Annotated in this window: 9 protein-coding genes; 7 read left to right on the top strand and 2 right to left on the bottom strand. The window is 67.1% G+C overall.

The window, feature by feature from the left end:
* Positions 1 to 8 precede the first annotated feature (8 nt).
* Genes A0U87_RS00895 through trxA form a run of 7 tightly spaced genes read left to right on the top strand, consistent with a single transcriptional unit; the run spans position 9 to position 11,237 of the window.
* A complete protein-coding gene (locus tag A0U87_RS00895) occupies positions 9 to 2,357 on the top strand; it encodes a PAS domain-containing sensor histidine kinase (RefSeq protein ID WP_048937088.1) in 2,349 nt (782 codons plus the stop codon).
* Complete coding sequence (tsaE, locus tag A0U87_RS00900; RefSeq protein ID WP_048937087.1) at positions 2,350 to 2,808, top strand: tRNA (adenosine(37)-N6)-threonylcarbamoyltransferase complex ATPase subunit type 1 TsaE; 459 nt, start codon at positions 2,350 to 2,352, stop codon at positions 2,806 to 2,808. Before A0U87_RS00895 ends, tsaE begins: the two co-directional genes overlap by 8 nt.
* A complete protein-coding gene (locus tag A0U87_RS00905) occupies positions 2,805 to 3,791 on the top strand; it encodes a phosphotransferase (protein WP_048937086.1) in 987 nt (328 codons plus the stop codon). Before tsaE ends, A0U87_RS00905 begins: the two co-directional genes overlap by 4 nt.
* Positions 3,788 to 4,495: a nucleotidyltransferase family protein gene (locus A0U87_RS00910; RefSeq protein WP_048937085.1), complete on the top strand. Its 708-nt coding sequence runs from the start codon at positions 3,788 to 3,790 to the stop codon at positions 4,493 to 4,495. Before A0U87_RS00905 ends, A0U87_RS00910 begins: the two co-directional genes overlap by 4 nt.
* A complete protein-coding gene (gene addB, locus A0U87_RS00915) occupies positions 4,488 to 7,466 on the top strand; it encodes a double-strand break repair protein AddB (protein ID WP_048937084.1) in 2,979 nt (992 codons plus the stop codon). The genes A0U87_RS00910 and addB overlap by 8 nt, the downstream gene beginning before the upstream one ends.
* Positions 7,447 to 10,857: a double-strand break repair helicase AddA gene (gene addA / locus A0U87_RS00920; RefSeq protein ID WP_048937083.1), complete on the top strand. Its 3,411-nt coding sequence runs from the start codon at positions 7,447 to 7,449 to the stop codon at positions 10,855 to 10,857. Before addB ends, addA begins: the two co-directional genes overlap by 20 nt.
* 32 nt (positions 10,858 to 10,889) lie before the next feature.
* Positions 10,890 to 11,237: a thioredoxin TrxA gene (trxA, locus tag A0U87_RS00925; protein WP_257011054.1), complete on the top strand. Its 348-nt coding sequence runs from the start codon at positions 10,890 to 10,892 to the stop codon at positions 11,235 to 11,237.
* Between the two features lie 52 nt (positions 11,238 to 11,289).
* Here trxA and A0U87_RS00930 read toward each other — a convergent pair whose 3' ends face one another.
* Together A0U87_RS00930 and A0U87_RS00935 are read right to left on the bottom strand one after the other, a co-directional pair.
* Positions 11,290 to 11,901 (bottom strand): glutathione S-transferase family protein, encoded by a 612-nt coding sequence (locus tag A0U87_RS00930; RefSeq protein WP_048937082.1) that lies wholly within the window; start codon positions 11,899 to 11,901, stop codon positions 11,290 to 11,292.
* Positions 11,902 to 11,918: 17 nt separating this feature from the next.
* Complete coding sequence (locus tag A0U87_RS00935; RefSeq protein ID WP_048937081.1) at positions 11,919 to 12,716, bottom strand: inositol monophosphatase; 798 nt, start codon at positions 12,714 to 12,716, stop codon at positions 11,919 to 11,921.
* Positions 12,717 to 12,720: the final 4 nt, after the last annotated feature.

Below are 12,720 nucleotides of genomic sequence, written 5' to 3' on the forward strand. Positions count from 1 at the left end.
ATGGCGCAATGGGGTCTATGAGCCCGCTTGCCACTTTGTTGCTGGGCACGGTGATGGCCGGCTGGCTGGGGGCTGCGATATGGGCGCTGATCACGGGGCAGCGCATGCGCCGCGCGGGGATGCAGGCGCAGGGCAAGCTTGATCGGCTGACGACGCTGCTGGCGTCGGCGCCGGCTGCGCCCGTCATCATTCATCCTGACGGCCGGATGGAGGCCGCCGACCGGCTGGGCAAATGGCTGGGCCGGGACCGCGTGCCGACCTTCGTGTCCGAACTGACGGCGCCCGATGGTGGGCTTGAGCCGGCCGATGCCGCCGCATTGGGGCGCGAGATCGGCGCCGCACAGAAAGCGGGCAAGAGTTTTTCGCTGCCGATCCGGGGCAGCGGTTCGTCGCGCACGCTGCTGGTTCGCGGTGCGCCCGCCGGGCCGGCGCTGGCCGCCAATGGCGGTGTCGTGCTGTGGATCTTCGACGCGACCGACAGCCAGGCGGAAATCCAGGCGCTGAGCGCGACCGTCGGGCAATTGCGCGAGGCGCTGGAGGCGCTCGCCGGACTGGTCGAGGCCGCGCCCTTCCCGATGTGGCACCGCACGCCCGACCTGCGGCTGAGCCTGGTCAACAGCGCCTATGTCCGCGCCGTCGACGGCGCCGGTGCCCATGACGTGATCATGAACGGCACCGAACTGGTCGAGAATGTGAACGGCTTCAGCCCGCAGGACGCCGCGGCACAGGCGCTCGACGAAGGCAATTCGCTTGCCCGTATCGTTCCGGCAACGATCGATGGCGAACGGCGGACGATGCGCGTCGTCGACGTGCCGCTGGGCGCGGCCGGGGTGGCAGGTTTCGCGATGGACCAGCATGAGCTGGAACAGGCGCGGGTCGAGCATCGTCGGCTGGAAGCGGCGCAGCGCGATCTGCTCGATCGTCTGTCGGCTGGTGTTGCGCGCTTTGGTCCCGACCGGGCGCTGCGCTTCTGGAACCAGCCCTTCATCAGCCTGTTCGGCCTGAAGCAGGAAGCGCTGACCGATGCTCCGCTGTTCGAGCGCGTGCTGGATCAGATGCGCGATGCCCGCCGCCTGCCGGAAAATCGCGACTTTCCGGCCTGGCGCGCGGAGCGGCGCGACTGGTTCCTGTCGCCGGATCCGCTGGAGGAAAACTGGCTGCTGGTCGATGGCACGCATTTGCGCGTCTATGCCCAGCCGCTGCCCGATGGTGGCCTGTTGCTGATTTTCGAGGATCGGACCGAACAGGTGCAATTGTCGAGCGCGCGCGACACGCTGCTGCGGGTGCGGACAGCGACCTTCGACAATCTGTTCGAGGCGATCGGCGTCTTCTCGTCGGATGGGCGCCTGCATCTGTGGAACAGCCGTTTCCGCACCATCTGGGACATTAGTGAAGAGGCGCTGGGCAAGCATCCCCGCATCGACGAGTTGATGCGTGCCGTGCAAAGCCGCCTTGCCAAGCCGCAGCAGAGCAATCTGGTGCGCGAACTGGTCCGCGCGGCGACGGTCGAGCGCAAACAGCGTGTCGGCCATGTCGGCTTTGCCGACGGGCGTATCTTCGAATTTGCCGCCATTCCGCTGCCGGACGGCAATGCGCTGTTCACCATGCTGGATGTCACCGACAGCCGGCGGGTCGAGCAGATGCTGCGCGACCGCAACGAGGCGCTGGAACAGGCCGACAAGGTGAAGACCGCCTTCGTCACGAACATGAGCTATGAGTTGCGCACGCCGCTGACGACCATCGCTGGCTTTGCCGAGATGATGAGCGCGGGCTATGCCGGCGAACTCAGCGACAGCGCGGTCGAGTATGTGAACGGTATCCTGCAGAGCACCGGGCGCCTGTCGATGCTGATCGATAATGTGCTCGACCTGACCCAGGGCGAGGCCGGCACCTTGCCGATCGAGCGCAGCGAGGTCGATCTGGCGGCGCTGGTGCGCGCCAGCGTTGCGCGCATCGACGCCGAGGCGAAGGCCAAGGGGATCGATCTTGCCGTCACCCTGCAGGATACGCTGGGGGTGATCCAGGGCGATGCGCGGCGGATCGGCCAGGCGGTCGATCATCTTCTGGAAAATGCGGTGCGCTATTGCGGCGCGGGCGCACGGGTGCTGTTGCATGGCGATGGCGGCCCCGATCTCGCCCGCCTGGTCGTGTCGGACAATGGCCCCGGTATCGATGCCACCCGGCAAGCCACGATCTTCGATGCGATCAGCCGCGCCGAGCAGAACCGCAAGGGCGCGCGCGCGACGATCGGCCTGCCGCTGGTCAAGCAGTTGGCACAGGCCCATGGCGGCACGTTCGAGCTGGTATCGGAGCCCGGTCAGGGAACGATGGTGGTGATCGAGCTGCCCCGTGGCTGAACTGGATATGATCCTGGAGGGCGAGGGCGCCCAGCTCGATCTGGGCCGACGACTGGCGGGCCATGTCCGCATCGGTGACGTCATCGCGCTGGAAGGCGGACTGGGTGCCGGAAAGACGACGCTAGCGCGCGGCCTGCTGGAGGGGCTTGGCCTGGAAGGGGAGGCGCCCAGCCCCAGCTTCGCGATCGTCCAGCCCTATGACATTCCCGATGTCCGCCTGCCGGTCGCCCATGTCGATCTCTACCGGCTTGATGATGCGGAGGAAGCGGCCGAGCTGGCGCTGGACGAATATCTGCAGGACAGCCTGCTGATCATCGAATGGCCCGACAGGCTGGGCGATGGGCTCTGGTCGCACGCCCTGTTTCTGACCATCATGATCGAGCCGGATGGCGCACGGCGCTTGACAGCGCGCGTGCCCGACGCTTGGACGGATCGATGGTCACAGATATGATCCCCCCCGCAACCGCACCCGCTTTCCTCACGCAGGCGGGCTGGGATGGCGCCGCCATCGTTCCGCTCGCCGGCGATGCGTCTTTCCGTCGCTATTTCCGCGTGGTCGACGGCGGTCGCCGCGCCGTGCTGATGGACGCGCCGCCGCCGCATGAAGATCCGCGTCCGTTCATCGCGATTGCTCAGCATCTGCTGGGTCAGGGCTTTGCCGCGCCGGCGATCCTGGCGCAGGATCTGACGCAGGGCCTCGTCCTGATCGAGGATTTCGGTGACGAGCGCCTGAAGGAGCATGTCGAGGAGGATCCGGCGGGCGAACTGGCGGTCTATCGCCGCGCGATCGATCTGCTGGCCGACCTGCACAAGCTGCCCGCAGCGGATGTCCCGCCCTACGACCGCGCGGTCTATCAACGCGAAGTTGGCCTGCTGACCGAATGGTATTGCCCGGCGCTGGCGCTGGACGTCGATGCCGACGCCTATCATGCGGCCTGGGACGCGGTGCTGCCGATCGCAGAGCAGTCGGCAAGCCCGGTCGTCACCGTACTGCGCGACTATCATGCCGAAAATATCATGCTGATCGACCGCCCCGAAGTGCGCGGCCTTGGCCTGCTCGATTTTCAGGACGCGCTGGCCGGCCACCCGGCCTATGATCTCGTTTCGCTGCTGCAGGACGCCCGGCGCGACGTGTCGCCGGAATTGGAGCTGGCAATGCTGGCCCATTATCATGCGGTCGCCAATCCGCCGGCCGATTTCGACGCCGCCTATGCGGTGCTGGGCGCCCAGCGCAACGCGAAGATCATCGGCATCTTCACCCGCCTGTGGAAGCGTGACCACAAGCCGCGCTATCTGTCCTACCTGCCGCGCATGTGGGGGCTGCTGGAGCGCGACCTGGCCCATCCGGCGCTGGCGCCGGTCAATGCCTGGTTCGACGCCAATATCCCTACCGACAAGCGTCATCATGCGCTCGCGGAGTTTGCCCAGGCATGATCGATACCGCCATGCTCATGGCAGCAGGACTCGGCAAGCGGATGCGCCCGCTGACGGCGACCCGTCCCAAGCCGCTGGTGAAGGTCGCCGGCAAGGCGCTGATGGACCATGCGCTCGATCGCCTGGCGGCCGGTGGCATCAAGACCGTGGTCGTCAACGTCCATTATCTCGCCGATACGGTCGAGGCGCATCTCAAAACGCGCAAGGACATGGACTTCCGCATTTCCGACGAGCGGGCCAAGCTGCTGGAGACGGGCGGTGGATTGATCCACGCCAGGCCACTGCTCGGCGACAAGCCGTTCATCTGCGCCAATAGCGACAATCTCTGGATCGACGGGCCGGCCGAGACGCTGGGCATGATGCAGCGGCTATGGGATTCCGAACGGATGGATGCGCTGCTGCTGCTGGTGCCGCTGGCGCGGGCCAATTGCCATAGCGGACCGGGCGATTTCCATATGGATGCCAATGGCCGTCTGACCCGGCGCAAGATCGCCCATGTCGCGCCGTTCGTCTTCACCGGCGTTCAGATCCTGTCGCCCCGCCTGCTGGTCGATCCGCCGGCGGATGTCTTTTCGACCAATATCTTCTGGAACCGCGCGATCGCGGCCGGACGCCTCTATGGCGCGGTGCATCAGGGGCTGTGGTTTGACGTGGGCACGCCGCAGGCCATTCCCGTCGTGGAGTCGATGATCGCCCATGGGTGATCGGGCCAAGCCGGCGCTGTACACCATCCCGGCGCATCGCGCCTTCGCCGACGCGCTGGTCGCCGGCATCTTGGCGCAGCAGGGAAGCGATCCCGTCCGTCTGGCGCAGGGCATGATCCTGCTGCCCAGCAATCGCGCCGTCCGGGCCGTGAGCGACGCCTTTGTCCGCCGGGCCGAAGGCGGCCTGCTGCTGCCCCGCCTGGTTGCGCTGGGCGATCCGGAACTGGGCGAGGAAGTGGGCGGTGCGCTCGATCCGCTGTGGGAGGGCGATGCGGTTCCCGCCGCCATCCCGCCGATGCGGCGGCAGATGATCCTGGCGCGTATGGTGCAGGATGCGGGCGGCGCGGCCGATGCCGGCCAGGCGCTGCAACTGGGACAGGCGCTCGGCGCCGTGCTCGACCAGATGCAGGTGGAGCGGGTGCCGCTCGATGCGCTGTCGAAGCTCGACCTGATCGAGGGGCTGTCGAGCCATTGGGAAAAATCGCTCGACCTCTTCTCCATCCTGATTGCGCGTTGGCCGGCCGAGCTGGCGCGGCTGGGCTTCATCGACCTTGCGGATCGGCGCAACCGGTTGTTCGATCGGGTTGCCGCGCGCTGGGCGGAGGCTCCACCGCCGGGCTTCATCGTCGCGGCCGGCATCAGCGCAACTGCGCCGGCGATCGCCGGGCTGCTGCGGCGGATCGCCGAACTGCCCAATGGACAGGTGGTGTTCGCCGGCCTCGACCAGAATTTGGACGAGGACGCCTGGGCCGCGATCGGTCCGTTCCCGCCCGATCCCGTCACCGGCCGCAGCGCTGCGGGACATGAGACCCATCCCCAATATGCCTTGAAGCGCCTGCTCGACCGGATGAGCGCCAGCCGCGAGGATGTCGCCCAGTGGCGCTGGGGCAGCGAACATGATGCCCGCGCCGTGCGCGGCCGCAATATTTCCAACGCGATGCTGCCGCCGCGCCTGACCAGTCGTTGGCGCGACCTCAAGACCGCCGACCGCTCGCTCGCCGGGGTCGAAGCGCTGGAGGTGGCGACGCCCGGTGAAGAGGCGCAGGCCATCGCCATCGCATTGCGCGAAGCGCTGGAGACGCCCGAGCGCACCGCCGCGCTGGTGACGCCCGATCGGCAACTGGCCGTGCGCGTTTCCGCGCATCTGCGGCGCTGGGGCATAGAGGCCGACGACTCCGCCGGTCAGCCGCTCTCCCGTCTGCCGCCCGGTACCTTGCTGATCGCCATGGCGGAGGCGGCGGCCGAGCGTTTTGCGCCGGTCGCGCTGCTGACCCTGCTCAAGCATCCGCTGGTGATGCGCGGCGAAATGCGTCTCCCCTGGCTGGAGGGCGTGCGCCAGCTCGACCTGCTGCTGCGGGGGCCGCGGCCGCAGGCGGGGCTGCGGGGCATCGACCTGCTGCTGGATCCGCGCGAGGGCGAGGACCGACAGAAGGATTTGCGTGCGCAGGCCCGCGCCTGGTGGCCATGGGCGCGCGATCTGCTCGAACCGCTGGAGGCCGCCTTCGCGCTCGCGCCCGATCTGGCCGGGCAATTGGCGGCGGTGCGCGAACAGGCCGGGGCGCTGACCAATGACGCGCTCTGGGCCGGGCATCAGGGTCATGCCGCCGCCGACCTGTTCGCCGAGATGGAGGCGGCCGCCATCGAAGGTCCGCGCCAGGCCGATATCCGGTCGTTGCCGGCACTGCTCGACCATATGCTGGGCGTCGTGTCGGTGCGCCCGCCACAGGGCGGCCATCCGCGCATCGCCATATTGGGACTGGTCGAGGCGCAGCTGGTGCAGGCGGACCTGATGATCCTGGGCGGCCTCAACGAAGGCAGCTGGCCGGGTCTGCCGTCGCCCGACCCCTGGCTGGCGCCGCGCATTCGCCGTGAACTGGGTCTGCCGGGCCTGGAAACCCGGATCGGCCTTGCCGCGCATGATTTTGCGAGCGCGCTCGGCGCCCCGTATGTCCTGATCACTCGTGCCCGGCGCGGCAGCGGTGGGCCGGCGATCGCTTCGCGCTTCTGGCTGCGGCTGAAGGCGATGGCCGGGCCGCAATGGAAGACCGCCGATCGCTATCGCCTGCTGGCGGACGCGCTGGACCTGCCACCCAGCCACCGGCCGTCCGCGCGTCCCGCGCCGGTGCCCCCTCTCGCCGCCCGGCCGACCCGCATTCCGGTTACCGATGTTGACCGGCTGAAGGCCGATCCCTTCGCCTTCTATGCCCGACGCATCCTGAAGCTCAATCGGCTCGACCCGGTTGATGCCGATGCCGGACCGGCCTGGCGCGGCACCGTCGTGCATGAGATATTGGAGCATTGGGCGCAGGGTGGCAGCCGCGATCCGGCCGATCTGGAGGCGCGCGCCCGCGCCATGTTCGCCCGGCCCGATGTTCATCCGCTGCTCCGCGCCCTGTGGCAGCCGCGCCTGATCGAGGCGATCCGCTGGATCGCGGCCGAAGTGGCGAAGGATCAGGCCGCTGGTCGCCATATCCTGGCGGTGGAGACCGAGGGCAAGGCGGAGATTGCCGGCGTGCTGCTCACCGGCAAGGCAGACCGGATCGACCGGATGCCCGACGGCAGCATCGGCATCGTCGATTACAAGACCGGCAAGCCGCCCAGCGCGCGACAGGTGCGTGGCGGTTATGCGCTGCAATTGGGCCTGCTCGGCCTGATCGCGGAGTCCGCCGATGGCGCCTTTCCCGGCGTTGCCGGCGCGCGGGTCGCGGGGAGTTTCGAATATTGGTCGCTGGCCAAGAAGGGCGACGCCTTTGGCTACCGCGAGAGCCCGGTCGATCCGGTGGGTAAGCGCGACAAGATCGTCACCGCCGATTTCACCGCCTTCGTCTATGACCAGTTCCGCGACGCGGCCGAAACCTGGCTGACCGGCACCGCGCCCTTCGCCGCGCAGGTCAATCCGGAAGTGGCCAATTATGGCGATTATGACCAGCTGATGCGGCTGGAGGAATGGTATGGGCGCGACGATGGCTAAAGGCTCCAGCCCGCTGCAACCGCTAGCCGGCGCGCAGGCGCTGGCCGCTGCGCCCGATGCCCATGTCTGGCTGTCGGCGTCCGCCGGCACTGGCAAGACCCATGTGCTGACCGCGCGCGTCTTCCGCCTGCTGCTCCAGGGCGTGCGGCCGGAAAATATCTTGTGCCTGACCTTTACCAAGGCGGGCGCGGCGGAGATGGCCGACCGTATCCATGACCGGCTCGCCACCTGGGTGCAGGCCGAGGAACGCGACCTGTTCAACGATCTGGAGGCACTCGGCGAAGAGAGCGGGCCGGAAGCGCGCGATCGCGCCCGGCGCCTGTTCGCCGAAGTGCTGGAATCGACCGGCGGCGGCCTGCGCATCCAGACCATTCATGGTTTCTGCCAGCAATTGCTCGCCTCCTTCCCGCTGGAGGCGGACCTCGCCCCCGGCTTCCGCCCGCTCGACGCGCGCGAACAGGGTGTGCTGGCCCGCCAGACGCTGGCCGACATGGTTATCCGCGCCGAGGAACTGGGCGATGCCGAACTGATCGATGCCTTGCAGGCTTTGAGCCTGCGACTGGGAGAGGGGGCGGCCGAGACTTTCCTGCTGCGCTGTGCCGCCCGCCTTTCTGCGCTGGCAGAACTACCCGGCGATATCGGTCCCTGGCTGGCGCGCGAACTGGGCTTGCCCGAAGGCGATATCGACGCCTGGCTGGCGGACCAGTGCAGCGATGCCATGTTCGACATGCGTAGTCTGGCCTGGGTGGCGCAGGCCAATGCCGACTGGGGCACCGGCCGGGCCCTGGAGCGCTGCGACCGGATCGCCGCCTGGCGCGGACGCGATCCCGCAGCCCGCGCTGCGACCCTGACCGACCTGCATAGCGCCTGGGCCAAGGCGGACGGCGACATCCTCTCCGCCAAGGGCTGGGTGCCGCCGATCGACGGCTATGGCGAGGCGACGGCGCGGCTCCATGCCCGCTGCGCCGAACTGATCGGGGTCAAGCTGCAGGCCGATTATGCCGCGCTGCTGGCCCGCGCGCTCCATGCCGGGCGTGCCTATGCCCGTGCCTATGATGAAGCCAAGCGGCTCGCCGGCGCGGTCGATTTCGACGATCTGATTGAACGGGCGTCTGGGCTACTGCAACAGGACGGGATTGCCGAATGGATCCGCTACAAGCTGGATCAACGGATCGACCATATCCTTGTCGATGAAGCGCAGGACACGAACATCCGGCAATGGCGGATCGTGCAGGCCTTGACCGAAGAGTTTTTCACCGATGAGTGGGAACCGGAGGCAAAGGTTCGGACGCTATTCACTGTCGGCGACTTCAAGCAGGCTATCTTCGGATTTCAGGGCACCAGTCCCAAGGCATTCTCCGATGCACAGTTGGTGTTTGGTCATTATGCCAAGCAAGCCAAGCAATCTTTCCATGACCTGTCGCTGGATCGCAGCTTCCGTTCGACCCCGCCGGTGCTCGACCTGGTCGACCGGACGATCGCCACCTTGCGGGCGCAATCGCTGGGCCTTGCCGAGGGCGAAGTCCGCCATATCAGCGCCAATCGCCATCCCGGCGACGTGCTGCTGTGGAAGCCGACGATCGCGGGCCTGGCCGACGAGGTCGAGGGCGAGGAAGATTGGGTCGCCGATCAGGAACGGGAACTGGCCGGCAAGATTGCGCGCCAGATCCGGCAATGGATCGACGACAAGATGATGCTGGAGGCGCGTGGGCGCCCGGTCCGCCCTGGCGACATCATGATCCTGGTCCGCCGCCGCAGCGAACTTGCGCGCCTGATCGTCGCGCGCCTCTATGAGGAAAAGGTCGCGGTTGCCGGCATCGACCGCCTGCGCCTCAATGCGCCGCTGGCGGTGCGCGACCTGCTGGCCGCGCTGCGCTTTGCGACGCAGCCCGACGATGACCTGAACCTTGCCGCCCTGCTGGTGTCGCCGCTGATCGGCTGGACCCAGAACGAACTGATGGAGCGGGCCATCGGGCGCAAGGGTGGTCTCTGGCGCCATCTGCTCCAGCGGCTGGACGACGCGCAATTGCTGCCGCTGCGCCAATTGCTTGGGCAGGCGGATTTCACCACCCCCTATCGCTATCTGGAGGCGATCCTGTCCGGCCCGATGGACGGGCGCCGCCGGCTGATCGAGCGGCTGGGCGCGGAAGCGGCCGACCCGATCGAGGAATTGCTGAACGCCGCGCTGGGCTTCGAGGCGGACGACCATCCCTCGCTCCAGCGCTTCATCGACTGGTTCGATCGCGGCGAAGTCGAAATCGTCCGCGACGCGGCGGCGCAGGGCGATGCGCTGCGGTTGCTGACCGTGCATGGCGCCAAGGGGCTGCAGGCGCCGATCGTCATTCTCGCCGATGCCTGTCTTGATCCCGACGCCGGCAACCGCATGGATTCGCTCGAATGGAATGGCCTGCCGATCCTGGCCCCGCGCAAGGGCGAGCGACTAGGACCGATCGGCGAGGTCGCGGCCGATGCCGCGGCAATCGAGCGGGAGGAGCATTGGCGCCTTCTCTATGTCGCCCTGACCCGCGCCGAGGAGAAACTGATCGTCGCCGGATCGCTCGGGCCAAGGGCGAAGGGTGAGGTCAAGCCGCAAAGCTGGTATGGCGCGGTCGATGCGGCGATGGTCGACATGGGCTGCGACTGGGAAGCCGATCCCCTCTGGGGTGCCCGCCGCCGCTGGCGCGGGACCGAGGTACTGACGCCCAAGGCGGCACAGCCGGAAAGCGCCGAAGACAAGCCGGTAGTGGTCGAGCCGGACTGGCTGCGCGCGCAGGCGCCGGCGGAACAGCGTCCACCCCGGCCACTGGCGCCCTCCGCGCCGGTCGAGGATGACGTGCCCAATCCGCCGCCCACCGCCGCGATGCGCCAGGCAGCCGAGCGCGGTCGCTGGCTCCATGCCCTGTTCCAGCGCCTGCCCGACCTGCCGGCCGAGCGGCGTCGCGAGGGGGCGGGACGCTGGCTGGAGCAGCAGGGGGCAGGGGATGCCACTCTGCGCCGGGATGTGATCGATCATGCGCTGCGGGTGATCGAGGATCCACATTTCGCCGCCCTGTTCGCGCCGGGCGCGCTGGCCGAAGCGCCGATCGCCGCGGTGGTCGGCGAAGCGGTGATTGCCGGCACGGTTGACCGGCTGCGGGTCGAGGCGGACCGGGTCCAACTGGTCGATTTCAAGACCGGACGGATGACGCCGCGCGATGCGGAGGAGGTGCCGGTCGCCCATGTCCGGCAGATGGCGGCCTATGTCGCGGCGCTGGAAGTGATCTTCCCCGGCCGCACGGTGGAGGCGGCCTTGCTCTATACCAGCGCGGGGCGGCTCATCGCGCTGCCGACGGCGCAATTGGCGCCCTACAAGCCGGGCTTTTCGCCCACGCAGCAATATTTGCTGCTGTGACCCGTTGAGCCACGGGCGCAGCCATCCTAGATATCGACCAACTTAAGGAGTTTGCAGTTATGGCCACCAAGGCAGTTACCGATGTCAGCTTCAAGCAGGACGTAATCGACGCCGACAAGCCCGTGCTTGTCGACTTCTGGGCCGAATGGTGTGGCCCGTGCAAGATGATCGGCCCGGCTCTGGAAGAGATTAGCGAGGAGCTGGCCGACAAGGTCACGATCGCCAAGATCAATATCGACGAAAATCCCGATGCGCCGGGCCAGTATGGCGTGCGCGGCATCCCGACGATGATCCTGTTCAAGAATGGCGAAGTCGCCGCGACCAAGGTCGGCGCCGCGCCCAAGAGCGCGCTCAAGGGCTGGATCGAAAGCGTCCTCTAAGTCGCTGGTAAATCTAAAAAAGGGACGGCAGCCGGGCTGCCGTCCCTTTTTATTAGCTGAGCGGGATCATTACCAGTTCGGCATAGGCCGGCTTTTCGCGCAGCCGATCATACCAGGCGCGCAGATGCGGCAGGTCGGGCCGCGGCATGTCGAGCGTGAAATAGGTGTGGGCGTAGACGCCCATTGGCACATCCGCGACACCGAAATTGACACCCGAAAGCCATGCTTGATCGGCCAGCGCCCGGTCGAGGATCGCCATCGCCGCGCCCGACGCCTGCGCCGACTTCTCGATGACCTGTAAATTTCGCTGTCCATCTTGGCGTCGCACCAACTGGATGAAGGCGTCGCGCTGGGCGTCGGCAAAGCTGAATTGCCAGTCCATCCATTTGTCGCCCTGCGCCCGCAGCGCCGGGTCGGTGGGATAGATCTCCTCCGGCGCGTAGCGATGGGCGAGATAGCGCAGGATCGCGTTGGACTCCCACAGTATGACATCGCCATCCTCGATCGTCGGGATCAGGCGATTGGGGTTCATCGCCAGATAGGCGTCGGACATGCCATGTTCCATGCCGACATCATGGCGGACGAAGGGCAGGCCGATTTCCTGCGCGAACCAGGCGACCTTCTTCACATTATGCGAATTGAGGCGGCCCCAGATCGTCAGCATGTTCGGTCTTCCTTCGGTCAGGCGTAATAGGTTTTGGCCGCCAGATCCCACAGGCGCGGGGAGGATGCGCCCATCAGGCCCCGACGCTGTTCACCGACCCGATAGGTGCTGCCGTCGAGCCGTTGGCAGCAGCCCCCCGCCTCATTGACGAATAGGGTGCCGGCCGCATGATCCCACGGCAGGACGCGCGCGAAGATCGACACGTCATTCTGCCCCAGCACCAGCCGGGGATATTGCTCGGCGGCGCAGCGGGGAATGTCCACCATGGTGAAAATGGCCTGCGACTTGCGCTCCATCTCGGCCCGTTCCTCCGCCTCCATGAAGATGGTGGAAATGGCAGCAATCGGCAGATCGCCGCTACTTTCCTTCGCCATTATCCGTTCGCCATCGACATGGCTGCCGCCGCCCAGGGTCGCATGACACAACCGTCCGGTCAGCGGATCGAGGATCCAGCCGGCCAAAGTGGCGCCATTGTCGGCCAGCGCAATCATGATGCCGAAGGGCGGCTTGCCCGATGCGAAATTGCCCGTGCCGTCGATCGGGTCGATAATCCAGTTGAGGCCGTCGCCGGCGCGGTCGAGGATCGACGGGTCTGCGGCGCAGGCTTCCTCGCCGATGACCCCGGCTTCGGGCAGGATCGAGGCCAGTCCTTCGGCCAGCCGGATCTCGCTTTCCTTGTCGGCGATGGTGACGAAGTCGTTCGCCGCCTTCTCGCTAATCTCTTCCGCCGCCAGATTCTGGTAGCGGGGCATGACGATGTCGCGCCCGACCTGCCGCATCAGCGCGACGACGGGATCATGCAGTTCCACCATCATGCGC

It is taken from the genome of Sphingobium sp. MP9-4 (assembly GCF_005281675.1).
In the GTDB taxonomy this organism is placed as follows: domain Bacteria; phylum Pseudomonadota; class Alphaproteobacteria; order Sphingomonadales; family Sphingomonadaceae; genus Sphingobium; species Sphingobium yanoikuyae.

Bases quoted from the DNA above. Each gene is read 5' to 3' on its own strand.
- A0U87_RS00930 (WP_048937082.1), bottom strand. From the start codon at position 11,901: ATGCTGACGATCTGGGGCCGCCTCAATTCGCATAATGTGAAGAAGGTC.
- A0U87_RS00935 (WP_048937081.1), bottom strand. From the start codon at position 12,716: ATGATGGTGGAACTGCATGATCCCGTCGTCGCGCTGATGCGGCAGGTC.
- A0U87_RS00910 (WP_048937085.1), top strand. From the start codon at position 3,788: ATGATCGATACCGCCATGCTCATGGCAGCAGGACTCGGCAAGCGGATG.
- A0U87_RS00905 (WP_048937086.1), top strand. From the start codon at position 2,805: ATGATCCCCCCCGCAACCGCACCCGCTTTCCTCACGCAGGCGGGCTGG.
- A0U87_RS00895 (WP_048937088.1), top strand. From the start codon at position 9: ATGGGGTCTATGAGCCCGCTTGCCACTTTGTTGCTGGGCACGGTGATG.
- addA (WP_048937083.1), top strand. From the start codon at position 7,447: ATGGGCGCGACGATGGCTAAAGGCTCCAGCCCGCTGCAACCGCTAGCC.
- addB (WP_048937084.1), top strand. From the start codon at position 4,488: ATGGGTGATCGGGCCAAGCCGGCGCTGTACACCATCCCGGCGCATCGC.